Source organism: Vreelandella neptunia, assembly GCF_034479615.1.
Lineage (GTDB): Bacteria > Pseudomonadota > Gammaproteobacteria > Pseudomonadales > Halomonadaceae > Vreelandella > Vreelandella neptunia.
The window spans coordinates 2,348,909-2,372,566 of the sequence record NZ_CP140255.1 but is presented as its reverse complement, the minus strand read 5'-3'; the positions used below and the strand labels follow the sequence as shown (position 1 = coordinate 2,372,566).

At 51.6% G+C, this 23,658-nt stretch carries 25 protein-coding genes and 1 tRNA gene; 13 read left to right on the top strand and 13 right to left on the bottom strand.

The window, feature by feature from the left end:
- Positions 1-2: 2 nt before the first annotated feature.
- From SR894_RS11040 to SR894_RS11025, 4 genes are all read left to right on the top strand, one after another.
- Entirely contained in the window at positions 3-2,282 is a 2,280-nt protein-coding gene (locus tag SR894_RS11040; RefSeq protein ID WP_133732447.1) for a bifunctional prephenate dehydrogenase/3-phosphoshikimate 1-carboxyvinyltransferase, read from the top strand.
- Positions 2,275-2,973, top strand: a complete 699-nt coding sequence (cmk, locus tag SR894_RS11035; protein ID WP_133732405.1) for a (d)CMP kinase — start codon at positions 2,275-2,277, stop codon at positions 2,971-2,973. Before SR894_RS11040 ends, cmk begins: the two co-directional genes overlap by 8 nt.
- Before the next feature lie 183 nt (positions 2,974-3,156).
- On the top strand, positions 3,157-4,836 hold the full coding sequence (gene rpsA, locus SR894_RS11030) for a 30S ribosomal protein S1 (protein WP_008957327.1): 1,680 nt from the start codon (positions 3,157-3,159) through the stop codon (positions 4,834-4,836).
- Positions 4,837-5,163: 327 nt separating this feature from the next.
- The gene (locus SR894_RS11025) at positions 5,164-5,538 is read left to right on the top strand and encodes a histone-like nucleoid-structuring protein, MvaT/MvaU family (RefSeq protein WP_133732406.1); all 375 of its coding nucleotides are present in this window, start codon (positions 5,164-5,166) and stop codon (positions 5,536-5,538) included.
- A gap of 86 nt (positions 5,539-5,624) precedes the next feature.
- Here SR894_RS11025 and SR894_RS11020 read toward each other — a convergent pair whose 3' ends face one another.
- Positions 5,625-6,458: a helix-turn-helix transcriptional regulator gene (locus SR894_RS11020; protein WP_166650403.1), complete on the bottom strand. Its 834-nt coding sequence runs from the start codon at positions 6,456-6,458 to the stop codon at positions 5,625-5,627.
- A 276-nt stretch (positions 6,459-6,734) separates the two neighbouring features.
- On the opposite strand from SR894_RS11020, the gene SR894_RS11015 reads away from it, so the two are divergent.
- On the top strand, positions 6,735-7,193 hold the full coding sequence (locus SR894_RS11015; protein WP_322535542.1) for a hypothetical protein: 459 nt from the start codon (positions 6,735-6,737) through the stop codon (positions 7,191-7,193).
- Positions 7,194-7,216: 23 nt separating this feature from the next.
- Here SR894_RS11015 and SR894_RS11010 read toward each other — a convergent pair whose 3' ends face one another.
- The 6 genes from SR894_RS11010 to pilB are packed head-to-tail and all read right to left on the bottom strand — an operon-like array spanning position 7,217 to position 12,955.
- On the bottom strand, positions 7,217-8,104 hold the full coding sequence (locus SR894_RS11010) for a type 1 periplasmic-binding domain-containing protein (RefSeq protein WP_133732408.1): 888 nt from the start codon (positions 8,102-8,104) through the stop codon (positions 7,217-7,219).
- A 39-nt stretch (positions 8,105-8,143) separates the two neighbouring features.
- Positions 8,144-8,377 carry a DNA gyrase inhibitor YacG gene (gene yacG / locus SR894_RS11005; RefSeq protein ID WP_133732409.1) on the bottom strand — a complete coding sequence of 78 codons (234 nt, stop codon included), beginning with the start codon at positions 8,375-8,377 and terminating at the stop codon, positions 8,144-8,146.
- 34 nt (positions 8,378-8,411) lie between these two features.
- A complete protein-coding gene (gene coaE / locus SR894_RS11000; protein ID WP_133732410.1) occupies positions 8,412-9,014 on the bottom strand; it encodes a dephospho-CoA kinase in 603 nt (200 codons plus the stop codon).
- Between the two features lie 53 nt (positions 9,015-9,067).
- Complete coding sequence (locus tag SR894_RS10995; protein ID WP_223288146.1) at positions 9,068-9,913, bottom strand: prepilin peptidase; 846 nt, start codon at positions 9,911-9,913, stop codon at positions 9,068-9,070.
- Between the two features lie 48 nt (positions 9,914-9,961).
- A complete protein-coding gene (locus SR894_RS10990; RefSeq protein WP_223288145.1) occupies positions 9,962-11,194 on the bottom strand; it encodes a type II secretion system F family protein in 1,233 nt (410 codons plus the stop codon).
- A 3-nt stretch (positions 11,195-11,197) separates the two neighbouring features.
- A complete protein-coding gene (gene pilB / locus SR894_RS10985; protein ID WP_223288144.1) occupies positions 11,198-12,955 on the bottom strand; it encodes a type IV-A pilus assembly ATPase PilB in 1,758 nt (585 codons plus the stop codon).
- A gap of 241 nt (positions 12,956-13,196) precedes the next feature.
- On the opposite strand from pilB, the gene SR894_RS10980 reads away from it, so the two are divergent.
- From SR894_RS10980 to SR894_RS10965, 4 genes are all read left to right on the top strand, one after another.
- Entirely contained in the window at positions 13,197-13,694 is a 498-nt protein-coding gene (locus SR894_RS10980) for a pilin (RefSeq protein ID WP_133732414.1), read from the top strand.
- A 105-nt stretch (positions 13,695-13,799) separates the two neighbouring features.
- Complete coding sequence (locus SR894_RS10975; protein ID WP_133732415.1) at positions 13,800-14,234, top strand: anti-virulence regulator CigR family protein; 435 nt, start codon at positions 13,800-13,802, stop codon at positions 14,232-14,234.
- Between the two features lie 94 nt (positions 14,235-14,328).
- Complete coding sequence (locus SR894_RS10970) at positions 14,329-15,150, top strand: inositol monophosphatase family protein (RefSeq protein WP_133732416.1); 822 nt, start codon at positions 14,329-14,331, stop codon at positions 15,148-15,150.
- A 132-nt stretch (positions 15,151-15,282) separates the two neighbouring features.
- A tRNA-Pro gene (locus SR894_RS10965) sits at positions 15,283-15,359 on the top strand.
- 161 nt (positions 15,360-15,520) lie between these two features.
- Here the strand turns inward: SR894_RS10965 and SR894_RS10960 are convergent.
- From SR894_RS10960 to SR894_RS10940, 5 genes are all read right to left on the bottom strand, one after another.
- A complete protein-coding gene (locus tag SR894_RS10960; protein ID WP_133732417.1) occupies positions 15,521-16,024 on the bottom strand; it encodes an opioid growth factor receptor-related protein in 504 nt (167 codons plus the stop codon).
- Positions 16,024-16,539, bottom strand: coding sequence for a gamma-glutamylcyclotransferase family protein (locus SR894_RS10955; protein ID WP_133732418.1), 516 nt, complete (start codon positions 16,537-16,539; stop codon positions 16,024-16,026). The genes SR894_RS10960 and SR894_RS10955 overlap by 1 nt, the downstream gene beginning before the upstream one ends.
- Positions 16,540-16,581: 42 nt before the next feature.
- Complete coding sequence (locus tag SR894_RS10950) at positions 16,582-17,616, bottom strand: helix-turn-helix transcriptional regulator (RefSeq protein ID WP_133732419.1); 1,035 nt, start codon at positions 17,614-17,616, stop codon at positions 16,582-16,584.
- A 40-nt stretch (positions 17,617-17,656) separates the two neighbouring features.
- Positions 17,657-18,277 (bottom strand): DUF2201 family putative metallopeptidase, encoded by a 621-nt coding sequence (locus SR894_RS10945; protein ID WP_133732420.1) that lies wholly within the window; start codon positions 18,275-18,277, stop codon positions 17,657-17,659.
- 81 nt (positions 18,278-18,358) lie between these two features.
- Positions 18,359-19,597, bottom strand: a complete 1,239-nt coding sequence (locus SR894_RS10940; protein WP_133732421.1) for a PcfJ domain-containing protein — start codon at positions 19,595-19,597, stop codon at positions 18,359-18,361.
- A 134-nt stretch (positions 19,598-19,731) separates the two neighbouring features.
- Here SR894_RS10940 and SR894_RS10935 point away from each other — a divergent pair, with 134 nt between their 5' ends.
- The 3 genes from SR894_RS10935 to SR894_RS10925 all read left to right on the top strand — a co-directional run bounded on the left by SR894_RS10935 (position 19,732) and on the right by SR894_RS10925 (position 22,456).
- A complete protein-coding gene (locus tag SR894_RS10935) occupies positions 19,732-20,463 on the top strand; it encodes an SIR2 family NAD-dependent protein deacylase (protein ID WP_133732422.1) in 732 nt (243 codons plus the stop codon).
- 40 nt (positions 20,464-20,503) lie between these two features.
- A complete protein-coding gene (locus SR894_RS10930) occupies positions 20,504-21,739 on the top strand; it encodes a PDDEXK-like family protein (protein WP_166650404.1) in 1,236 nt (411 codons plus the stop codon).
- Between the two features lie 285 nt (positions 21,740-22,024).
- Positions 22,025-22,456 (top strand): DUF488 domain-containing protein, encoded by a 432-nt coding sequence (locus SR894_RS10925; protein ID WP_133732424.1) that lies wholly within the window; start codon positions 22,025-22,027, stop codon positions 22,454-22,456.
- Positions 22,457-22,529: 73 nt separating this feature from the next.
- Here the strand turns inward: SR894_RS10925 and SR894_RS10920 are convergent, their stop codons facing one another.
- A complete protein-coding gene (locus SR894_RS10920; protein WP_062362550.1) occupies positions 22,530-23,096 on the bottom strand; it encodes a YIP1 family protein in 567 nt (188 codons plus the stop codon).
- 127 nt (positions 23,097-23,223) lie between these two features.
- Here SR894_RS10920 and SR894_RS10915 point away from each other — a divergent pair, with 127 nt between their 5' ends.
- Positions 23,224-23,640 (top strand): MarR family winged helix-turn-helix transcriptional regulator, encoded by a 417-nt coding sequence (locus SR894_RS10915; protein ID WP_039858438.1) that lies wholly within the window; start codon positions 23,224-23,226, stop codon positions 23,638-23,640.
- Positions 23,641-23,658: the final 18 nt, after the last annotated feature.

The following is a 23,658-nucleotide window of genomic DNA, read 5'->3' as shown; positions in this document are numbered from 1 at the left end:
TAATGGTCGAAGACAGTGTTAAAACATCAGGCTGTCATGAATCGCGTCTATTGATTGTTGGCTTGGGATTAATTGGTGGTTCGCTAGCGGCAGCACTTCGCGTTTCAGGTTTCCAGGGGCAGATTGTTGCCTGTGATCCTGATGATAGTGAGATTGCTCGTGGTATTGAGATGGGGCTTATCGACTCAGGCGGTACCCACCTTGATGAGCAAGTAAATGATGCCACCATGGTGGTGCTAGCGGTGCCGGTGCTCGCCATGGAGAGCGTGATGGCGAGCTTGGCTGAGGTACTGCCTAACGCATCGGCTGACGTTGTGATTACCGATGTGGGTAGTACCAAGGCGACTATTCGTGCCTGTGCTCAGCGGGTATTTGGCCAGGTGCCTACCAATATGGTCTTGGGGCATCCTATTGCCGGTTCAGAAAAAAGCGGTGTGGTAGCGGCGAATCCGCGTCTCTATGTAGACCACAAGGTTATTCTGACACCTGAGCCGAACGTAGATCGTGACGCTTTGCAGCGCGTGCGCTGCTTATGGGAAGCCTGCGGCGCCGAAGTGCTGGAAATGGACGTAGAACGCCATGACCAGGTGTTGGCGCGTACCAGCCATTTGCCCCACCTGCTGGCTTTTTCACTGGTGGATACGCTGGCCCGTCAGGATGAACGGCTAGATATTTTTCGTTACGCAGCGGGCGGTTTTCGCGATTTTACCCGTATTGCGGGAAGCGACCCGGTGATGTGGCGCGATATTTTTATCGCCAATAAGCAGGCGGTTTTAGCGTCGCTGGATGATTTTGAAGCGGGGCTCTCTCGATTGCGTCATGCGGTAGAAGCCGGTGACAGCGATGCGCTGATTGCCACCTTTGATCGGGCAAGCCACGCCCGGCACTATTTCGACTCTTTATTGAACAAAACCAGTTATCAGGCGGAATATCATATGCAACCACAAGGTAAGGTTACCTACCGTGTGCAGCCGGGCGGTCAAGCCCAGGGGCGTTTACGCGTACCTGGCGACAAATCCATGTCGCACCGCTCCATTATGCTAGGCGCGCTGGCTGAGGGTGTCACTGAAGTAAAAGGCTTTCTGGAAGGTGAAGATAGTCTAGCTACCCTGCAGGCGTTTCGTGAAATGGGGGTGGCGATTGAAGGGCCGCACCAGGGGCGCGTGACGATTCACGGTGTGGGTATGCATGGCTTAAAAGCCCCTGCAGGCCCGCTCTATGTTGGTAACTCGGGCACCGCCATGCGGCTGTTTTCAGGACTGCTGGCAGGCCAAGCGTTTGACAGCGAGCTGACCGGCGATGAGTCACTGACCAAGCGGCCTATGGGGCGTGTGGCTGACCCACTGCGCTTGATGGGCGCCACCATTGATACCGCTGAGGGCGGGCGTCCGCCGCTAAAGATTCGTGGTGGCGCCAAGCTTAAAGGCATCCATTACGATATGCCCATGGCCAGTGCCCAGGTGAAATCTTGCCTGTTGCTGGCGGGGCTGTACGCCGAAGGCGAAACTCGGGTGCGCGAACCTGCACCAACCCGCGACCACACCGAGCGTATGCTCAATGGTTTTGGCTACGCAGTTTCCCGTGAAGGTGATACCTGCTGGCTCAAAGGGGGCGGTAAACTCACCGCAGGCCCCATTGATGTGCCTTCGGATATCTCATCCGCCACCTTCTTCTTGGTGGCAGCAGCGATTACCCCAGGCGCTGATATTACTCTTGAACACGTAGGTATTAACCCCACCCGCATTGGTGTGATTAATATTCTTACTTTGATGGGGGCGAATTTAGCGCTAGAGAATGAGCGCGAAGTGGGCGGCGAGCCGGTGGCCGATATTCGTATTCGCTACGCGCCGTTAAAAGGAATTGATATCCCAGAAGAACAAGTGCCTTTAGCGATTGATGAATTCCCCGCACTGTTTATTGCCGCTGCTAATGCTGAAGGTGTGACTCGTCTTAGAGGCGCTGAAGAGTTACGCGTCAAAGAGTCTGACCGCATTCAGGCCATGGCTGATGGCTTGGCTGTTTTAGGTGTGCAGCACACCGTCGTAGAAGACGGCATTGATATTGTCGGCAATGGCGATGGGCAAAAAGCGAGCTACGGCGGTGGACGTGTCGATAGCCTGGGCGATCACCGTATTGCCATGGCGTTTGCGATTTCATCGCTACGCGCAAGTGCCGAAATTGTGATTGAAGACTGCGCCAATGTGGCGACCTCTTTCCCTGATTTTGTTGAATTAGCCACGCGCATTGGCATGGGCGTTAGCGTGGAGGGCGCGCATGAATGATCGTGTTGCCGCTGCTCCCGTTCTCACCATTGATGGCCCTGGCGGTGCAGGTAAAGGCACCATTAGTGGTTTGGTGGCAGAACGCCTAGGTTGGCATCTTCTCGATAGCGGCGCGCTTTATCGGTTGACGGCTCAAGCGGCGGTTAAGCACAACGTGGCCGTTGACGATGAGTTGGGTCTGGCACGTTTGGCAGAACAGCTGGATGTGGCGTTTCCTGTTGAAGAGGGGCAGCCACGTACGCTGCTTGAAGGTGAAGATGTTGGCCAGGTGATTCGCACCGAACAGGCCGGCGAGCGCGCTTCCCAAGTGGCGGCCCTGCCTGCGGTGCGCCAAGCCCTGCTACAACGCCAGCGCGATTTTTGCCAGGCTCCAGGCTTGGTGGCGGATGGCCGTGACATGGGTACCGTGGTGTTTCCTGACGCGGCGCTGAAGATTTTTTTAACCGCCAGTGCCGATGAACGGGCACGTCGCCGTCATCTACAGTTGCAGGAAGCCGGGGTGAATGCTAGTCTTTCGAGTCTTTTAAAGGAGATTCAGGCACGCGATGCACGCGACACGCAGCGTAGTGTGGCTCCTCTCAAGCCGGCAGATGATGCCATTACGCTTGATACCACGCGCCTGAGCATACCGGAAGTGGTTGATCGACTGACCGAACTGCTCGCCCAAAGAGGGCTGGTAAGCGGCGTGTGATTCTCCCTTGCGGCGTTTTTGGATAGGTGTCACGACGTGGCAGGGCACTAAACTCACATCGGTGAGCCCGGTCAGGTCTAACCAGCGTTAACACCTCCAAAGGCTGAGTGACATTAGGCCCGCACTTGCTGGTGGTGCGGAGAAGGCATTTATGCCTCAACAACGTAATTACGTAGGAACACCATGAGCGAAAGCTTTGCTGAGCTGTTTGAACAGTCTCTTAACGACATCAACATGGAGCCAGGCGCTATTGTCGCGGCCCAGGTTGTCGACATTGACGGTGACTGGGTTACTGTCAACGCTGGTCTGAAATCTGAAGGTCAGATCCCTGCGTCACAATTCCGCGATGAACACGGTAATCTGAACATCGCTATCGGTGACGACGTGCACGTTGCACTTGAAGCCGTAGAAGATGGTTTCGGTGAAACGCGTCTGTCTCGTGAAAAAGCCAAGCGTGCAGAAGCTTGGAAGATTCTTGAAGCAGCCTTCGAGAAAGACGAAATCATTAAGGGCGTTATTAACGGTAAGGTTAAAGGCGGCTTCACTGTTGAAGTTGACTCTATCCGTGCCTTCTTGCCGGGCTCGTTGGTTGACGTTCGTCCAGTTCGCGATACTGCGCACCTGGAAAACAAAGAGCTGGACTTTAAAGTCATCAAGCTCGATCCGAAGCGCAACAACGTTGTGGTATCACGTCGTGCGGTTCTGGAAGCAGAGAACAGTGCCGAGCGCGAAGCGCTGCTGGCAACTCTGCAAGAAGGTCAGCAGATCAAGGGTATCGTTAAGAACCTGACAGACTACGGCGCTTTCGTAGACCTGGGTGGTGTTGACGGCCTGCTGCACATTACAGACATGGCGTGGAAGCGTATTAAGCATCCGTCCGAAATCGTTGCCGTTGGCGATGAGATCAACGTCAAGGTTCTGAAGTTTGACCGTGAGCGTAACCGCGTTTCACTGGGTCTGAAGCAGTTGGGCGAAGATCCGTGGGTCAACATTAAAGAGCGTTATCCGGAAGGCATGAAAGTGCACGCGGTCGTCACTAACCTGACTGACTACGGCTGCTTTGCCGAGCTGGAAGAGGGTGTTGAAGGCCTGGTTCACGTTTCTGAAATGGACTGGACTAACAAAAACATCCATCCGTCTAAAGTCGTTCAAGTGGGCGATGATGTTGACGTCATGGTGCTGGATATCGACGAAGAGCGCCGTCGTATTTCTCTGGGTATCAAGCAGTGCACTGCTAACCCGTGGGAAACCTTCAACACTGACTACAACAAGGGTGACCGTGTTTCCGGTACCATCAAGTCAATTACTGACTTCGGTATCTTTATCGGCCTAGAAGGCGGTATCGACGGTCTGGTTCACTTGTCTGACATTTCTTGGACTGATACTGGCGAAGAAGCCGTACGCAGCTTTAAGAAAGGCGATGAAGCTGAAGCCGTTATCCTGTCTATTGATCCTGAGCGTGAGCGCATCTCGCTGGGCATCAAGCAGATGGATTCTGACCCCGTTGCTGAGTACCTGTCAGTCAACGATAAGGGCAGCATCGTAACGGGTCGCGTCATTGAAGTTGATGCTAAAGAAGCTCAAGTTGAATTGGCGACTGACGTTATTGCTGTGCTGAAAGCCTCTGAAATCAGTGCTGACCGCGTAGAAGACGCGCGCAATGTGCTGAATGAAGGCGACAGTGTAGAAGCTCGTATCGTAAGTGTTGATCGTAAGAGCCGTCAGATTAACCTGTCGGTAAAAGCGAAAGACCAAGACGATACGCGTCAGAACTTGAAGAAGATGCGTGAGCAAGAGCCGGAAACAGCGGGTGGCCCGACCACCATCGGTGATTTGATCAAGCAGCAGATGGGCCAAGACTAATTATCGATTAGTTGCTGGTTCGTAAAAAGCGCCGCCCTTATGGGCGGCGCTTTTGTTTGTAGTGGTTGAGCGTTTGTAATTGCTCAGCAGGAGGGTTTGCATAGTCGTCAGGGGTTATTAGATTTAAACTCTTTAAACAGCAATTGAGTTTTAAAAAACGATTAGTAATTGAGTGAAAATCAACTAGACTGTTGTCAGTTACTCTTTTTACAGGAATAATGTCCCTGCATTCTGAACTAGTGGGTGCCAAGACTGTCAATCAGCACCTAAGTTAGATCCCATTCAATTGAGCCCCATTCAGTTGGATACGCTATTAAAGGAACCCCGATGTCATTACTTAACGAATATATCCAAAAAGAACAGCAGCTAAAGCAGCTTCAAGAAGACTTGCAGCGCTTAGAAGGCGATCAGCGCCTCAAAAGCGAGTTGGAATTTAAGGCCAAACTTGAAGCGCTAATGACTGAGTTTGGCAAGCGTCCGGGCGATGTTATTGCCTTATTAGATCCTGCTGCTGACCAGCGTGGTACTAAAACCACGGCGAGTGGCAATGCCCGTCGTAAGCGCCGCCTGAAGATTTACAAAAACCCCAAAACAGGGGAAGTAATCGAAACTCGCGGTGGCAACCATAAAGGCCTGCGTAGCTGGAAAGACCAGTACGGTGATGAAACCGTCGAGTCCTGGTTGGAACGCATGGAAGACTAAGCTATCTAACAACCGGCATTTCTGTACAGAAATGCCGGTTTTTTATTATCATATGTTCTCAGCTATACCTCAGTGTCGTTATACCGCTAATAATCTATTAATGGGATGCGGAGTTCTAAGTGGTTCGCTTTCCATAGTACCTGCGGAGGATGGCCGCTAACGTGGCAAGCATCCTTCCTATGAAGCAGATACATGATGGTATGCGTCAAGGCTTCATAAAGATCAGCTAAACTGTCAAAGCTTGTACTCGCGTAGTAATGGGTAGGAATATCGACCCGACGGTAGCGAACAGGTAACGCAATGTCTTTGGCATTGTCCGTATCCGCTAGGTATAGACCAATGTCGGTTCGGTTAGAGTGAAAAAAATCACTATTAAGTGCATTAACCCTATTTGCGAGTATGTCGGGCAGCGCGATGATGGTCGTTGATAGCCGCAGCCGCCCCTGTAAGCACGCTAGTTGAACATTGTGATGGCTGGCGTCCCCTAGCCCCTTAATATGTTCAGGAGCTTTGTATAGGCGCATCAGGAGCATTTGGCGATCAGCGGTTTTTTCGATGCGGGTGTTAAAGCCATGCTGTAGCATCGGAGGCTGAAAAGCGGTTTTCAGCGTTAGCCGGAAATTGCGCGGGCTGAACTGATAGCGCCGTTGGAATGCCCGTGAAAAAGATGAGTGGTTATAGTACCCGCAGCGTTTCGCAATTTGCGCTATATTGAGAGGAGTAAGCGCAAGCAACACCGCCGCGCGCTCGAGCCGCCTTTTTTCACGATAGGCGCTAGGTGAAATGTGGAAGCTTTGGCGAAATTGGCGCCGAACTTGAGAAGACGAATACCCTATGTGATTAGCAAGGTCTTCGATACCGAGTGGCTTATCGAGTGTATCCTGCAGCCAGATCTCAGCTCGTGTCATCGCGTTGAACATTATCTGGCCTCTCATGCGTGAATCGTACAGGTCGTGCTTATCTCGCCTGTAGTGCACTCTCCCAGTGCGTTAGTGTTGGTAACCTAGCTGAAGAGAAAAATTTCAGCCTACGGATGAGAGTTGAATCTCTATTCAGGCTACTTGTAGGTAATGTTGATGCGAAGCATCGATTTAATGAGTTGTCGCTGACTGTGCCGTGTTTGATAAATGTGCTTGTTACCCTCATATACTTGTTAATGATGCCTTTATGCTGGCAACTGGGTAGCAAAGGCAAGTTTGCTCGTTATCTTTACGCGTTTGTGCACAGTTTTTGCCAAAAAAAGCTATGTTGGCAATCATTTCGACCATTTCAAGCAAGGTGTAAATGAAACATCGATGAAATATCAAAAGGTTCAAAAGCCGATAGATGAGCGTGAGAAGCTGCGTAAGTTTCGTGAGTTAGACGATGCCTTTGCGCAGGCTTTACGCCAATTAGATGATCCAGAAAGTGATTTTGATATACCGACAGGTCCGCCGGTACGTTCGCTTGCGGCATTGGAACAGGAAGATGTAGAGACCCAGCAGAAGGAGCAACAACAAGAGCAGGAGCGTATTTTTAAACAGCGCTTTGAAGCTTTGCTGCGCGAGTATGGTGTGGGGCATGACGATCTGGCCGAGCTGATCGAAGTATTGCTTGGCTATGGGGTATGGCAGCAGGATGTAGTGCCTGTAGCTAGCGCCTCTAAAACACCGTAGAAGACTCTGCAGGCGCTCTTACGCTAACGGTAACGATAAACCCTCAAACTGGGTAGAAATACATCCTGCTCTAGTTTCTCATCGCGTCTCCTTGCCCGTGTGCGGGTAGTGGGAGGCTGTGGCGTCGGCAAGTTAATGTGGGGCAGTCGCTGGTTATTGTCAGGCACAAAAATAGGCATAGCGGCATTCAGCGCCCGCCGCGTATGTCCATCGTCGAGGGGTTCGGTAAAAAACAGGTTTGCCCGCATCAGCGGGGCCTGAGTTTGTACCTGGGCAAGCACTTCGCCGCTTGGGATACCGGATAGCTTGCGTAGCTGAATACGAATATGCGGCGCATCAGTATCAAGCTGCAAAAGCTTATGTTCAGCTTCTTGCACTGACAGGCGTTTAATCGAGCGGCCGCTACTGTACCAAGCAAATCTAACGCGTGAGACAGGCGCTTGTGCGATAGGTAGCTGTCGCCAGCTCTGTTTAAGATGTAAACGGGCAAGCCCATTACGGCGTAACACTTCATCAACGTGAGGGTGGCGTTGTGGCAAGCGGCTTTTTGCATCGCTAAGTGCTTGTGGGAATGCCTGTTTAATATGCTGTAGTAGGTCACTAAAATTGGCTTTGGCTTGATTGACAGCGCCTATCGCCGTTAACAGCTCATCATTCGCGGCCACTACGGCAATATAGTTGCGCGTCTCACGACCATCTTGATCCTGCTCATGCCACATATCGAACAGGGCTTTACGCAACCAGTCAGGATACGGCGTTGTTTGATGGAAGACCCACGTTGCCGGTAGCTGCTGTTCGTATAGTGAAGCGGCGGTTTCAATTGTTGCGAGTAACTGATCAAACTGCTGCTCCAATTGAAGCAGCAGATGATAGGCCGAAGGCGATGAGGGGTTAGCGTTTATCTCGGCCATAGTTAGTATTAGTGCTCGTTAGGTCAGTTTTCGTAAAAACTAGGTCAGTGGTGCATCTTTGTCGGCTTGCGCCAGTAAGGTTTCTATATCGGCTTCATCCATAGCGGATTCACCCGATATGCGATGTGACTCATCGGCCCAGGCACCCAAATCTAATAGTTGGCAACGCTTACTGCAGAAAGGGCGGTAAGTGCTTTCTGGTAACCAGGGCACGCTCTTGGCGCACTGCGGGCAATTAACTTCTAGCGGGGAATCGTTTGCAGGGCGAGCCATAAAAAACTCCAGTTGCATTAACAAGCGCGGTATTTCAGTAGCTAAGCTGTTGACGGTAGCGTTCATCCAGCCGTGCCACTTGTTCCTTCATACTGGCGTGGTCACCGCTGTTATCGATCACGTCATCTGCTTTGGCTAGCCGTTGTTCGCGGGAAAGTTGGGCGGCGAGAATAGCACGCACCTGGCTTTCACTCACCCCATCACGCTGTAGGGTTCTCGATAATTGTAGCGCTTGGGGCACATCGACAACCACTGTGCGGTTCACGAGCGCATCTTGACCCGTCTCAAACAGTAGCGGTGACACAAGCAGCACGTAAGGCGCTCCCTGAGCTTTGAACCGCTCTAAATGCTGCACTAGCCGCTCCCTTATTTTGGGGTGTGTGATAGATTCTAGCCACTGGCGTTGTTCTGGATCATTAAAAACAATCTCGCGTAGGGCGGCGCGGTTAAGCGTGCCATCCTGGTGCATGACCTGATCACCGAAGCGACTTTGAATGGCTAGCAGTGCCGGCTCCTTAGGTAAGACTATTTCCCTGGCAACATCATCGGCATCGACCCAGGCGGCGCCGAGTGCTTCAAAAGCGCGAGCGACGGTCGATTTACCTGACCCGATGCCACCCGTTAATCCGATAATCATCTGCTGCCTCATATAGCTAAAGTTTATAGGGCCACGTTTCGCATGGCTCAATTTTACATAAGCAGGTTGAGATACATTGCCATTATTTCATCACCGACTAGCAACCCCACCCAGCCAGCGAGAGCGAGAAAAGGGCCAAAGGGTAGCGGTGTGCCACGAAGGCGAGGCGAGTAGGCCTGGACAACTAGCCCAACAATGGCCCCAAGCCCTGCGGAAAGTATCAAAATCAGCGGTAAAAAACTCCACCCCAGCCAGGCGCCTAGCGCTGCTAGAAGCTTAAAGTCACCATAGCCCATCCCCTCTTTGCCTGTGACCAGTTTGAATAGCCAATAGAAGCTCCACAGAGAAAGGTAGCCTACCATGGCGCCGATAACGGCACTCGGCAGCATAAGTGGCTGGAAGAGGAGCTGAAAGAGTAACCCTGCCCACAGCAAGGGTAGGGTGATGACGTCGGGTAGTAGCTGGGTGCGAAAGTCGATCACGGCGAGCACTAACAGCATTAGGCAGGCACCGTAAACGAAGATTGACTCTACCGTAAGACCGTGGAGCGCTAGCACTGCTATGGCCAGCAAGCCACCGGCTATTTCTACCAGTGGGTATTGAATGCTAATAGGCGTTTGGCACACAGCACAGCGTCCACGGCGCTTTATCCAGCCGATCAGCGGAAGGTTGTCGTGCCATGCAATAGGGGCTTCACAGCGTGGGCACATGGAGCCGGGTGTGGCTAAGTTAAAGCGCGGTGAGTGCTCGGCGCTAAGCTCAAGTGCTTCGCGGGCTTCATTACGCCAGCCACGCATCAGCATCACCGGCAGACGCGTAATCACCACATTGAGAAAACTGCCCAGGCATAGTCCCATCAATAAAACGATTAACCACAGAGTAAACGGAGGGTGATGCATGGAGCTCCTTAGGCTTCTTGAAATTAGCGTTGTTTAAGCATTTGACGATTAGAGGGCAGAGCCCAAGTCGAAGATGGGTAAGTACATAGAGACAACCACACCGCCGACGAGCACGCCAAGTACGACAATAATAACCGGCTCCATCAGCGAGGTGAGGGCATCGACCTTATTGTCGACTTCTTCTTCGTAGTAATCGGCGACGCGATTGAGCATGGCATCCAGCGACCCCGCCTCTTCACCGATACTGACCATTTGAATCGCCAAGGGGGGGAAACGGTTGGTCATTCGCATGGCGAAGTGTAGCTGTTGCCCGGTGGCTACGTCCTGGCGCGTTTGTACCACCGCCCGTTCGTACACTTTATTGCCGGTGGCACCCGCGGCGGTATCTAGGCCTTCAACGAGCGGTACGCCGGAGGCAAAGGTAGTCGCTAAGGTACGCGAAAAGCGGGCGATGGCGGATTTATGCATAATATCGCCAATGACCGGTAACCGAAGCAGCAAAGCGTGCATGCGGTAGGCGACATTAGGCGAGCGCTGAATGCTTATTCTGAGTAGTAGGACGGCAGCAATCACCGCGCCGAGCGCCGCTAGCCAATACCGCTGGGCAAGCTCGGATAAATTCACGGTCAACTGGGTCAGTGCGGGAAGCTCTGCACCAAAGCTATGGAACATGCTTTCAAATTCAGGCACCACTTTAATCAACAGCAACATGGTCACCGCAATGCCAATCGTCATGACGGCGGTGGGGTACCAGAGTGCTTTCTTAACCCGCGCCTTTAGCGACTCAACCTTCTCTTTGTAAGTCGCAATACGATCGAGCATTTGATCCAGCGCACCAGACTGCTCGCCAGCGCTGACCAGGTTAACAAACAGCCGATCAAAGTGTTTAGGGTGACGGCTCAATGCATCAGAGAAGCTGGAGCCCGACGATACATCACTCATCAGATGTTGAATCAAGGCAACCATGGCAGGCTTTTTGAGGCTCTCGGCCACCACCTGAAGTGCCTGTAGCAAGGGAATGCCGGCGCGAATCATGGTGGCCATTTGGCGTGCAAAGACCATGATGTCGTTGGGATTAATTCGGCCGCTGCCGCCTAGGTTGCCTTTTTTACTAATCCGGCCGATAACGATGTTTTGCTTGGTCAGCTCAGCGGCTACTTCTGCTTTACTGCGGCCAATCATCTCACCGCTTAGCGTTCTATCCTGGGGGCCTTTACCGCTCCATTTCCAGCGCGCTAGCTTGATGGCGGGCGTTTGGCGTCGACGTGCCGTTTTAGCCATGCCTTACTCCTTGCTCACACGGTTAATCTCTTCCAGGCTGGTAATGCCCTGCATGACTTTCAGTAATCCACTGCGGTGAAGGCTTGGATAGCCCTCCTTGCGCACCTGTTGATCAATATCTAAGGCGTTGGCATCACGCATAATCAGTTGACGCATCGCTTCGGTAATCGGCACTACCTCATAAATGCCAATTCGACCTTTATAACCGTGGGTACAGTGCTTGCAACCTACCGGTTTGTAGATAGTTGCCTGATGGATTTCTTCGCTGCTAAAGCCTTCTTTGCGCAGCGCCTCGTGGGGAATATCAATGGGCTCTTTGCAGTGTGTGCATAGTTTGCGAGCCAGGCGCTGAGCAATAATCAAACTAACGGCGCTGGCGATGTTAAACGAAGAGACACCCATATTAGCCAGACGAGTCAGTGTTTCAGCTGCCGAGTTGGTATGCACCGTGGAGAGTACCAAGTGGCCTGTCTGGGCGGCTTTAACGGCAATTTCGGCGGTTTCCAGATCACGAATCTCGCCTACCATGACGACGTCCGGGTCTTGGCGTAGAAACGCCCTTAGCGCACTGGCAAAATCGAGGCCGATCTTAGGCAATACGTTTACCTGATTGATACCCGCGACTTTGATTTCAACCGGGTCTTCGGCGGTACAGATATTACGTTCCACTTTATTAAGAATATTAATGCCGGTATACAGCGAAACGGTTTTACCACTGCCGGTAGGGCCGGTGACGAGAATCATACCTTGGGGTTGTTTTAATGCGTGCTCATAATGGCCCCGTTGGTCGTCGGTAAAGCCCAGTTGCTCAATACCTAGCTGCACTGCGGTAGGATCTAATATCCGCAGCACCAACTTTTCGCCATAGACGGTAGGCAGTGAGTTAACACGGAAATCGAGGGAGCGTGTGCGGGAAAGCTTGAGCTTGATCGAGCCATCTTGGGGTAAGCGACGTTCCGAGATATCAAGGCGCGCCATGATTTTTAGCCGGGCCGCGATACGATTGCGCATGGCAAAGGGCGGCCGTGCCACTTCTATGAGCATTCCATCAATGCGAAAGCGTACCCGGTAAAGCGTTTCGTAGGGCTCAAAATGGATATCAGAGGCGCCTCTGCGAATCGCGTCTAACAGAATTTTGTTTACAAACTTAACAATGGGCGCGTCTTCACTATTTTGAGAAGATTCTTCCAGCGGAACTTCATTGCCATCGTTATTTTGCACAACGCTCAGCGAATTAACCGCATCATCCAATTCATCCAACTGATCAAGCATGCCTCGCTCGTTTTGCGCAAGGTAACTGTTGAGCGCGACCGTGATTTGATCAACGGGAGCGAGGATGCCTTCAACGCTAAGGCCGGTCGCAAACTGCAATTCATCTAGTTGCGTCAAAGTGGCGGGGTAAGGCACTGCGACAGTCAGGCGATGGCCGTGACGCGCTAATGGCAGAACGTTAAGGCTCTGCAGTACTTTGATGGGATAGTCCGAAGCGGGGGGTAGTGACGAGAGCCGCACTGCCTCCAGGTTTATGACTGGAAGCCCATACTCCCAGCCAGCTGCCAGTGTGGCTTTGTTAGGTTCGACCAGGCCGCTTTCTATTACATGCTGAAGTAACGATATTTCCAAGTCCGACGCGGTGCTTTCCGCCGTGGCGGCTTGAGCGTCTGTCAGCAAGCCGTGCTTAACCAAGCGCTGGGCGATACCGCGCAAGCCACCACGCGCAGCGGCGTGGCTTAAAGTCGACTCGAAGGGGGGCTGGCTCATCAAAAAACCTGTTTTACATCAGTGTAGGCGTGTTACTTGTACCATAAACTAGCGTTTATAGGCATTAAATGGCTAATCCTGGCACTATAGTTAAAGTAGCCGTCGAGTAAGCCGATAACGTTAATAGAGTGTGTTGTAAAAACAGGTCACGTAAGCTAGTGTAACCCCTACTGTTTCTAATTCTTTTTAAGGATTTCAGATCCTTGAAAAGGCTGACCCTACCCCCACCGGAGATGCCTTCATGCAGAATGCTGCACAACCTAATGCACAGAGCACCAAGCAAGGCGGTTTCACGCTGATTGAGCTGATGATCGTCGTGGCGATTATTGGTGTGTTGGCTTCTCTTGCTGTACCCCAGTACCAAAATTATGTAGGCAGAGCTCAGGTGAGTGAGGCTATTTCTCTCGCTTCTGCAGCCAAGACAGCTGTCTCTGAGCAGTTCATAACTACAGGCACTTGGCCCGCTAACAATGGAGACGCAGGGCTTTCAGAAAGCGACCAAATTCAGGGTAACTATGTACAGAGTGTTAATATTCAGGCGCTTGGTAGTGGGCAGGAAGGGGGGATAGTAGTAACAATGAAAGAAACTGATGTAGTTAGTGATATAGCAGGATCGCAACTAGTGTTTGAACCTACTACACCTAATGAGGATAACAGTGGCTCTATCGAGTGGAATTGCCGCTCTGGAATAGGCGCTTTAGCTATACCGCCCCGTTTTTTACCTGCAAGCTGCCGTTAATTCCTACTTAAGTCAGAGGGGCCTTCGGGCCCTTTTTTGATTTCCATAATCCCTACTCATTTGATCGCTACACTGTAAGCTCTGACATTAAGCGAGGAGCTTATAGTGACGCCCATCAAACTGATTGCCATGAGTGCGCTTGGCGCGCTGCTACTCAATAGCACTGCCTTTGCCCAGCCTGATCATGCCCCGGCCCACGGTTCCCGTGATAAGGGCCAGCGCCAGCAGCATGAATCTAACCGCCCTAGTTACTCCCGTGATGAGCGGGTTGATTTACCACGCATTAATGAACGTGAGCTACGCCAACTGCTGCGCCGGCATGACGCACCGCGAGCCGAAACGTTGCCGCCAGGTATTCAGCGTAACCTTGAGCGTGGCAAACCCTTACCCCCGGGTATCGCCAAGCGTTTTGACGGCCAGTTAGCATCTCAATTGCCTCATTACCCAGGCTATGAATGGGAGCGTGTTGGTGCCGATGTGGTGCTAATTGAAGCCGCCACGCGCATCGTGGTGGATGTGCTGGTGGACGTATTACGCTAGCTGTTGCAAGCGAAAGTCGGTTTGACTCGAAAATTACATCTCGGCGGCTTATGGTAGAGGCTCACAGCATCATCGCGTTCAAAAGGGAGATTCAATGAGCGACCACACGCTAGCCGCACGTCTTGAAATTACTATCGCTATTGCCGAAGAAGCCGGGCAGATGATCATTAAGGCGCGGGAGCAGCAGGACTTTGCCCAGCGCTTAAAAAAAGACAATGAGCTGGTCACCGATGTAGATGTGGCCGTGGACAAGCTTATTAGTCAGCGCCTGGAGGAGCACTTTCCAGGTGAAGCGCGGCTGAGTGAAGAGCTCGCCCCAGAAAGCGCTTTGCATGAAGCGGCGCCAAAGTTGTGGGTGGTGGATCCGATTGATGGCACGGTGAATTTTGCCCAGGGACTGCGCCACGTAGCGGTTTCCATTGGCTGGATGGAAGAGGGCGTCGCCAAAGTGGGCGTTGTGCATGCACCGTTTTTAGGCGAGACCTTTAGCGCTGCCGAAGGTGCTGGTGCTTTTTGCAACGGCAAACCCATACAGCCTAGTAGTGCTGACTCACTGGCTCACACCTTGGTGGGGACAGGTTTTCCCTATCGTAAAGAGGAGCGTAAGCAACTTTTGAAGCGCTTGGAAGCCGTGCTGTTTGAGTGCCAAGACGTACGTCGTAATGGCGCAGCAGCGCTCGATTTATGCGATGTAGCCTGCGGTCGCCTGGATGCGTACTACGAAAGTGTTTCGCCCTGGGATTTTGTTGCAGGCTGGGTTATTGCTCGGGAAGCCGGCGCGCGAGTCGGGCACTTATACCCTGTGCCCCCAGCGGTACCAGAAGACCTTTATCCAGACCATTTAATCGTAACGGCCCCCGGTGTATATGACGCCATGGCCTATCTGTTGCTTGAGGCTGATCAATGCAAGCCATAAAGGCTGATGAGATTTATAGCGGTGTGTGACAAATACTTGAAAAGAAAGCGCTATAAGGGCTTTTCATTTATCCAAGAAACCGCTAGTATACGCACCGTATTGAGGCAAAGATGTAGCGGCCAATAAAGACAGCGGAGCGTGGCGCAGCTTGGTAGCGCGTTGCAATGGGGTTGCAAAGGTCGCAGGTTCGAATCCTGTCGCTCCGACCAAGAATATATAAAACGGTCACTTAGCTAATTGCTACAGTGGCCGTTTTTGTTTGTGAGAGTTTCAGGAGGCCTCTGGTAAGCTGCGCTCATCGCGTTAATCAGAACTACTCTAGACGGATCCCGTCTTGATGCCTCCAACGATATCGTTCAGTTGACGCTGCTTAAATCGCATCTCGCCAAAACTGCACCGACGTTTCTGACACTATGCCCTGCTGAGTACCAATATCTATGACGGCTTGCTGAAAAGCCCGAGCAAGCTCTGGCGCATGGCACAACGCTAACGAACGGATCATACGCGTAATGCGCAGATGATTATGGCCACCCGCTTTCAACCAAATGTGCGTTTGGATCGAGAGGTCGGGCTGTGCTGTGATGGTGTGGTCTTCGCGTTCCAGTCCAAAAAAGTCCAGCATCACGTCCAGCGAGCGCTGCTGGTGTTGGCGTAATAACGCATCTTTCGCAAACACCGCTTGCACATCGAGTGTGAGCAGAGGAGCAAAGGCGTTAAAGCGGCCCATTTCAGGAATAGGAAACAGCCACTGAATATAGTCGTGGGTGTGTTCCAGCCAGAAAGAGGGGAGTTCCCAGATGTCTTCGAGTCGACGACCTTTATGATCGTGGCCTTCCCCGCGGTAAAATGCGATTAAACGCTCATCATTGCCCATTATGCTCCCCGCACTAACGGTACATCGAGTCCATGTAGCACCATTTCGCGTGCGTGGCGTTCGGTGTCTGGGTCAATTTGGGCATCAATTTGTTCTAATGCACGGACATAAGCTGTGGGTAATCCGTGTTCTCGTGCGCCTGCTAACACATGGTGCTTGTACCATGTATAGGGCTGTATGCCAGTAGCGGTGAGCTTGCCAACATACGCCTGTACTTCAAACTGCCCGTCACCAACCAGGTCGGTTACCGTCAGCCAAGTTTCATCGTAAGCAGCGTTGAGCCCTTCATAACGATCCAACGTCACCTTATGGTGCGAAGCCACTTCCCAGACGACGCCGTAGACAGCCGACTGCTCAGATGCCGTTACAATATCGCATTTGCCAGAGCCGTCACCGCCTTGCTGATGAAAGGCTAGGCGATACGCAGGCAGAAGGGCGGTGGTCACAAAGCGCGCTGGGATCCTTGCAGCTAAGCGCTGGGTAGACATATTCGAGCCATAAGCAAAACAGAGCACCGTTATCTCCTTTTCAATATGTTGGCTTCCATGAACAAGACTTTAATAGGTTTCTTGCGCGACCAGTGTGCTTTGGTAATGCGCGAGTACCTGCTCTGCATTCGCTTTTAGCGTTTCTCGCCACGCCGCAGGAGCCCGTAAGTTGATATTGGCGCCCATGGCCATCAGCCACCACAGCGTTTGTTGGTCATCGGGCACCTCGGCTTCTAGTTGTTGCCAGTTGCTGTCGGACAGGGGTGTCAGCCGCTGAGTTTCAGACAGTGGGGTCTCACTGAGTAGCCACGCAACTTGTGGCGCTACATAGGCGACAAGTGTGACGGGGGCTTTGCCTTGCAAATAGCCGAACGCTCCACCTGCTATGTAATTGTCTAAGTCAAAGCCGTGCAAAGGTCGCCAGGTCGCTTTACTTAGAGCGGCTGTTTCAATGCGGTGCATGGCGAACTGACGAATATCGTCATAGTCGTCCACTGTCGCAAGTAAATAGGTCACGCTGTGTCGGCTGACTAGCCCTTGAGGATGAAGGGTGAAGTGCTTTTTCGTTTTGGACGTGCGAGACAAGTACACGACATCCACCGGTTTCTGCTCTAGCAGGGCTTGAGAGACGATTTGCCACGTCATTTCATTAAGTGCCGCGGGGATAAGCGCTTTGCCATTGGGAATGGCGCGAACTTTCCGTGCCCATTGGCTCAAGCCGTTAGAACTCATCTCATCCAGCAGCCGCCTGGCATCTTTGAAGTGAGGTGATAACTGCCCAACGACGACAGGGGGTAGTAATCCTTTTAAATACTCTTCGGCAAGTACCAGCGTCAGCGCGCTAGGCACATCCAGTGCGGGCAGCTGACACTGAAAGTCGCGATCGAAATACCACTGATAGGGCTTCTGGCTATCATCACACCCGATGGGAAACTGCGTCGAGAGTTTTTGGCTCAAATCCCGCTGTAACGACCGAGTATCAATATTAAACCCGCGTTCAGCGAGTTTTTCTTTCAAGATAGGAGTCGACATTTTCTTAGGATAACGGGGAATGAGTTGCAGAAGCGTCAAGTAGCGAAAAAGTGTATCGCGCGTATCAGACATAGTGACGCTAATCCTGGCTATAGGAATGAAAACACTAAGTTTATCGTGCCTCACAAAACTTAGCGACTCTCTCGGGTAGCGCATCGGGTTCCCGAGCAATCAAATGAGCTCGGCGTCGCCAAAGTCCAGTCATGCGTTGGTTTGGGGTGGCGTGGGGGAGGTGCCCCCATAGTGCGGCAGGGTGAATGTCGAGAGGCATTTCAATTGACGTGTTTGGGTGTCCTTCAAGCCATCGATACACCTCCAAAGCGCCGCGGCCAACGCATACGGGAAATAGTAGTGCATTCAAAGGCAGGGGTAAGCCGAGAGCCAATAGCAGGGCGTTGACTTCATGGTCGCACGCTAGGTGCCAACGATGCCGGTTAGCTACTAGAGGAGCGGTTAAATGGCCTGCCACGCAATGCCAAATTAGGTGGGCATGTAAAAAGCGCCGAGATTCATCGGAGAGACTGGCGCTATAACAGGGACAAAAATAGAGATGCCGGCCATCCGTGCTTGCCGTGGCTATTTGTTCCTGCAAAACAGGGGTCAAGATTAAAAATTCACTGAGCAACTCCATAACAGGCAGTGTTTCTGCCCAATAGGCGCGATCCGCCTGCCACTTCGCCAACTCTTGCTGTGCATCCGCCGTTGCTGAAGATGAACGTACCAACGTATCCATAGCATGCCTTTCCTCAAGGGTGAGGTGTCATAAGCTACGTTAGGGGTGCGACAACATAGGTCGCATAAATACGAGGTATACCTATGACTGCTCTGTTAACCAAACGTTAATGAAGTAATGTGCTTCCGGTGATGGGGGCGCGTTACGTACCCCGCGTGCCTCGCTTAGCTTCCAACGCTGGCCTTGGGGCGTGATGGCAACGGTTACTGGCTCAGGTTGCTGCAGGTGATAGATAGCGACTTGTCCGTTGGCGACGGCGCTGCTGTAACTGCCCACGCAGTGCCGCATGCGCTCTCCCTCCAAGAGTAAATCCTGCCAAGAGGTGATGGCGGTGATTGACGTTGTATTAGGCAAGGGCGGCGTAGGGTAGGGGCCATGGTGTTGGTGCAGTTCAGTGGCGCTACTTTGAAGATTGTCCGCGGTTGCGTGGGCATTAAAAACATTCACTAACTGGTCGTGCAGGGCCTGAAAGGCCGCCAATGAGTATACGGGGTAAAGGGCTTCAGTCCTTGTAGCTAACATGCGTTGGGTATCCACCAGCATCGCTTTAAGCCAAGCACTACCACGGTAATGGGGAGCAGGGGTTAGCGCCTCGTTGATAAGCGTAAGCAATCCCGGCCAACGTGCGCCCTCATAATTGGCTAAAAAGATAAGGTGCTTGGCGTGAACATAAGGTTGATGACGCAAAAACTCGCTGTTATCGGGATTATTTAACGCCCTTTTAAGCGGAAAGAGCTCGCGCCGAATCACCGGGCCAAGCTGGCAGCGACGCAGCAACTTGGCGCTTGATCGCGTTGCGGGTAAACCTGCAACTGCACATAGCGTTGATTGCTTGTGGTGAAGTAATGCCCCGAAGGTGTCCGCTGACCACCTTTCTTGTGCCCCCTTTTCTACCAGCAGTATTAGCAGTAGTGGCGATGACACTGCCATGTCGAGGGCAGCGTCTAATCGGCCAGCAACCTGCGCTAATTCAATGCCTAAAAAAGGCACCGCATTAATAACCTGAATAAGCGTGTCAGGCATACCCTGCGTAAGTGTCTCTCCATGGGTTTCCATAAGCACCTCCCAGCTAATGCCCGGTGGCTCCAAAAACGCACCCGTCGCTAGCTGTGCACCTTCTGCCTCACTGATCCACGAAAATGGTGCGTCCGATTGCCAGGGTAGAAGCCGCACAACCATGTGATAGCCAACGACAGAGGATAAATCGAGGGAGACGCTGTTATCCGCAGGTGAAGGTTCGCTGGCCCAAATGCGTCGGGCAAAGCGGGATATCCAGGTAGCGAAGTTTGCTGTAAGTGATTTGGTTCGCAAAGGGTGCATTAGTTAGCGTCATCCAGGTGTGGGCTAGGCGACCAAATAATAGTGGGTTTGTGCGACATTAAATGTCGCATGGCGCGGTTAGGCTAGTGATTGAGAACGATGCTTGGCAGTAGCCGCTGCAGTAAGGAGCCCGTATGAAACCTGCTATAAACCCAAACAAAATCGTTGTGTTTACCGGCGCCGGTATTAGTGTCAGTAGTGGCCTAGAGGCGTTTCGTGACAGCGATTTAAGGTCGGTTGGGCAGCACGAGCAATTGGCTTCACCCCATGCCTGGAATAGGCGTCGGAAAGAAGTGATAGAGTATTACAACTGGCGCCGAGAGTGTGCTGGCAAGGCACAACCTACCCCGGCTCATCTTGCTATCGCACGGCTTGAGCAAAAGTACGAAGTTGTCGTAATTACCCAAAATGTTGATGACTTGCATGAGCGCGCTGGGTCTCGTGATGTCATTCATTTGCACGGAGAGCTTAGAAAGGTGAGATGTTGCGGTCAGCATGCGCTGGTATCGGATATCGGCATCAGCCCACAGTATTTAGGTGACACCTGCCCTGATGGGCATGAATTACGGCCACATGTGGTCTGGTTTGGGGAGCAGATTATGCATTACTCAGAGACTGGTCGGCATTTTAAGACGGCAGCCAAGGTGCTGGTAATCGGAACTTCGCTGCAGGTTGACCCAGCAGCGAAGCTGCCCAAAAAGGGGAGATATAGGGCGGAAAAGCTGATCGTAAACCCTCACTTCGATGTGGCGGATAGACCCTACAGCTATCGCATTATTCATAAAGAGGCGGATAGCATTGTGCCGGATATTGTAGCGGCCTGGCTTGAAGGGCAGCGCTGGGACTATGGGCTGGGTCGCGCCTGAGAGCGTGGTCATGATATTGCCACAGCAAGGATCATTGTGCATGAGTTCAACGAAAAAAGCTGAAGACCTGCTGCACTTGGCTGCGCTTCTTCAGCGTCACTATGTGAGCACTCCGCGTTTTAACGTATTCACCGTATTGCATAAACCAACGGATGAAGTTCGCTTACACTCGCGTTTTATTGCCGCTTTGCTAAACCCTCAAACGCATGAGTTAGGCGTAGAGCTACTTAAGTGTTTTATCGACCAGCTACGCATCCCGGATTTCTCCTTAAAAGGTGTGCGTGTCGTTACCGAGCAGCAGCGAATTGATATTCTGGTTACCAACACCAAGCGTCAAGCCATTCTGATTGAAAACAAGCTATTTGCCGCTGATCAGGAAAACCAGTTGGTCACGTATTATCAATCACTGCGTGCCCAAGGCTACCGAGAGGTGCACGTGGTATTCCTTTCATTGGACGGGCGCCCTCCAGCATCACACAGCTTAGGGCACCTGGAGCAGCTTGGTACTAGTTCCGATATGCCAGGCACTTATCAAACAGCCGCCTACGCAGAGTGCTTGCGGCCCTGGTTGGCCAAATGCGTAGAAAAATCCGTACTGCATCCTTCTTTACGCGAAAGCATCGTTCAGTATCACGACCTGATCACACAGTTAACGGGACAAGACATGGACACCCACCACCTGGATACGTTGGCTGACACCTTGCTTGAGGGAGACAACCTGCTTGCAGCGCATGACATTCGTCTGGCGTTTGATGAAGCGCTGATTCGTTTACAAGCGAAAATTTGGATAGAAGTCAGGGAGACGATCAGCGGGATTAGTGCTGAGATGGATCAGCAACTGGATAGCCAGCATTCAACGTGTGGCAACGTTCAAGAGCAGTGTCGAGTATTTATGCAGTCTTATAAGCGTAGATCACCCAATCGCGAGACCGTTGGCTTGTATTATAAGCTGCCTCATCTGCAAAATGCTTTTATCGCTGCTGAAGCAGAAATAAACAGTATCTATCTTGGAATTAAATGCTCTAACGAATCAACAGAGTATAAGCCGCTGTGTCAGTTATTGGACAAAGAGGGGGCAATGGCCAGTCGAAATCACCTATGGCCTGGTTATGCCTACATTCCCCAGGATTTAAATTTGCGTAACCCATCCATTCAATCTTTGCGTACCCTAACAGATGACGCGCAGCTAAAAAGCTACGTTCAAGCGATGGCCGATGAGATGCTTAGCCTATGGCATTTGTCATCAGGGCTTAAGGTGGATGCTAATGTATACTGAATATTGATGTTAGAAATTCCACTGCCGTCAAAACACCTTTTTTGACGTGATGCTTATGACATGGATAGGGGGATCTGATTGATTTTAAAAGTGAAAAAGCTCTAGTTTCGGATGGTAATTTATTGTTGTTCTCCACCGCAACGGAAGCGATGCCGCCGTCGCACGGTGATGCATGCGCCTAACCTGCTGTGCTATTAATTAACCTCGCTCAGTTTGCTGCTATGTTAATACCTATATAGATTTACTCGCTGAAGCCATGTGCGCGCTGGCGGAGATATATAAACGATGTCGTATGAAATCATGCTAAAGCGTATATATGCGCCGATAGAGGATCACGACGGCACTCGGGTGTTGGTTGATCGGTTATGTCCTAGCGGGTTGTCTCCCAGTTTACTGGCGCTGAATGAGTGGTACCCGGAGATAGCGCCTGCATCTCAATTATGCCGTCAGTATCGACAGCAAAAAATCAGTAAATCACTCTTTCGTAAGCGCTATATGCGTGAGCTGAAGGCATGTCCTGATAAGCTACTGCCTTTAATGAGATTCGCACGAGCGGGGCGAGTTACCCTACTAACCGCCGCTCGTGAAATTGAAGATTCCCACCTTCCAGTAATCAAAGAGCTGGTGCTATCAGCGCTCGAAGAGGAAGACGCGAGTGATCGTGAATTTTGCTCATCGCCCTGCCTGGCGCACACATTACCCACTTCTCAACGTTAGACCGTTTGCTTCACGCGTCATCATTGGGCTTGACGATGAATGGGTTGGTGCCAGTGCGCCTAATATTCATGGCTTAATAAGCCCAGATAACAGCAAACAAAATACCCCACCCCAGAGCACTGGCAGCCATGATTGTGTAAGTGGCTGAGATCGTAGCAACATCAAATTCTTGATGGGTACAGAGTGCTTGTAAGCCGTGGTAAATCAAGCTGCAAGAGATGCCCAGCCCGCTAAGTATAACCACTACGTTGAAAAGTAAGCTGGGTACCAATAGTGCCAATGAAGCGACGAATAACGGTAGTGGTGCAAGTGTGGCAAGTAAATAGGCATCTTGATAGCTGATAGATAGCTCTTCAGTTCCATTGACTACAGCGTAGATTACCCAGCCAATAACGAAAAAACTCAATATCTCTGCTAGGAAAACAATTGTCGTGATAAAACGCCACTCTCGGTCAGCAAAGCCTGCCATAAATGCATCGCCGTAATGGGTGCCCGCATAATAGAGCATTACTGGCGGCAAGAGCGACATGGGTAAAACCACCAGCCACGCTAGTAAAGGAATGGAGGGGGAGGAAGCCTGTAGCTCTTTCCAGCCTTCACGATGGTTGAATGGTAATTTGAGAAAAGTGAGTGCTCTCATTTCAGATCCCCCCTGCAGGTGTAATCTCAATGGTTATTTGTATCATGGTGTGATATTGTATTTTTTTAAAGCGCTCTAAATTGGCGAGTCAGCAATAGCCGAGTATGTGGTAAAGAGAATTGGAAAAATGAATAACCCTCAGACACTTGATAAAAGCGACTTTGAGCGGCTGTCGCAATTTCGTTACCGGTTGCGTTGCTTTCTTCGCCATAGTGAAGATATCTGTCGCCGCTATGGGCTGACGCCATTGCAGTATCAACTATTGCTACATCTTCGTGGTTTCCATGGAAGAGACTGGGCGACGGTGGGGGAGCTAGCGGAACGGCTTCAATCAAAACATCATGGGGTGGTGGCGCTAGTTGATCGCTGTGAGCAGCTATCATTGGTTGTGCGGCGGCAAGGGCGTGAGGATCGCCGCCAAATAGAAGTGCATTTATTGGAAGAGGGCGTGAATCGGGTAACGCAAATCGCTGAAGCTCATCAACCTGAGTTGCGTCATTTGCAGGAAGAGACGCCATTTCCGGGTTGGCATAAGTCCACTTAATGCAGAGCTTAAGAAGTT

What these genes read in the sequence shown, in the direction of transcription:
- SR894_RS11040 (WP_133732447.1), top strand. Translation starts at nt 3, where the DNA reads ATGGTCGAAGACAGTGTTAAAACATCAGGCTGTCATGAATCGCGTCTA.
- cmk (WP_133732405.1), top strand. Translation starts at nt 2,275, where the DNA reads ATGAATGATCGTGTTGCCGCTGCTCCCGTTCTCACCATTGATGGCCCT.
- rpsA (WP_008957327.1), top strand. Translation starts at nt 3,157, where the DNA reads ATGAGCGAAAGCTTTGCTGAGCTGTTTGAACAGTCTCTTAACGACATC.
- SR894_RS11025 (WP_133732406.1), top strand. Translation starts at nt 5,164, where the DNA reads ATGTCATTACTTAACGAATATATCCAAAAAGAACAGCAGCTAAAGCAG.
- SR894_RS11020 (WP_166650403.1), bottom strand. Translation starts at nt 6,458, where the DNA reads ATGTTCAACGCGATGACACGAGCTGAGATCTGGCTGCAGGATACACTC.
- SR894_RS11010 (WP_133732408.1), bottom strand. Translation starts at nt 8,104, where the DNA reads ATGGCCGAGATAAACGCTAACCCCTCATCGCCTTCGGCCTATCATCTG.
- yacG (WP_133732409.1), bottom strand. Translation starts at nt 8,377, where the DNA reads ATGGCTCGCCCTGCAAACGATTCCCCGCTAGAAGTTAATTGCCCGCAG.
- coaE (WP_133732410.1), bottom strand. Translation starts at nt 9,014, where the DNA reads ATGATTATCGGATTAACGGGTGGCATCGGGTCAGGTAAATCGACCGTC.
- SR894_RS10995 (WP_223288146.1), bottom strand. Translation starts at nt 9,913, where the DNA reads ATGCATCACCCTCCGTTTACTCTGTGGTTAATCGTTTTATTGATGGGA.
- SR894_RS10990 (WP_223288145.1), bottom strand. Translation starts at nt 11,194, where the DNA reads ATGGCTAAAACGGCACGTCGACGCCAAACGCCCGCCATCAAGCTAGCG.
- pilB (WP_223288144.1), bottom strand. Translation starts at nt 12,955, where the DNA reads ATGAGCCAGCCCCCCTTCGAGTCGACTTTAAGCCACGCCGCTGCGCGT.
- SR894_RS10980 (WP_133732414.1), top strand. Translation starts at nt 13,197, where the DNA reads ATGCAGAATGCTGCACAACCTAATGCACAGAGCACCAAGCAAGGCGGT.
- SR894_RS10970 (WP_133732416.1), top strand. Translation starts at nt 14,329, where the DNA reads ATGAGCGACCACACGCTAGCCGCACGTCTTGAAATTACTATCGCTATT.
- SR894_RS10960 (WP_133732417.1), bottom strand. Translation starts at nt 16,024, where the DNA reads ATGGGCAATGATGAGCGTTTAATCGCATTTTACCGCGGGGAAGGCCAC.
- SR894_RS10950 (WP_133732419.1), bottom strand. Translation starts at nt 17,616, where the DNA reads ATGTCTGATACGCGCGATACACTTTTTCGCTACTTGACGCTTCTGCAA.
- SR894_RS10945 (WP_133732420.1), bottom strand. Translation starts at nt 18,277, where the DNA reads ATGGATACGTTGGTACGTTCATCTTCAGCAACGGCGGATGCACAGCAA.
- SR894_RS10940 (WP_133732421.1), bottom strand. Translation starts at nt 19,597, where the DNA reads ATGCACCCTTTGCGAACCAAATCACTTACAGCAAACTTCGCTACCTGG.
- SR894_RS10935 (WP_133732422.1), top strand. Translation starts at nt 19,732, where the DNA reads ATGAAACCTGCTATAAACCCAAACAAAATCGTTGTGTTTACCGGCGCC.
- SR894_RS10930 (WP_166650404.1), top strand. Translation starts at nt 20,504, where the DNA reads ATGAGTTCAACGAAAAAAGCTGAAGACCTGCTGCACTTGGCTGCGCTT.
- SR894_RS10925 (WP_133732424.1), top strand. Translation starts at nt 22,025, where the DNA reads ATGTCGTATGAAATCATGCTAAAGCGTATATATGCGCCGATAGAGGAT.
- SR894_RS10920 (WP_062362550.1), bottom strand. Translation starts at nt 23,096, where the DNA reads ATGAGAGCACTCACTTTTCTCAAATTACCATTCAACCATCGTGAAGGC.
- SR894_RS10915 (WP_039858438.1), top strand. Translation starts at nt 23,224, where the DNA reads ATGAATAACCCTCAGACACTTGATAAAAGCGACTTTGAGCGGCTGTCG.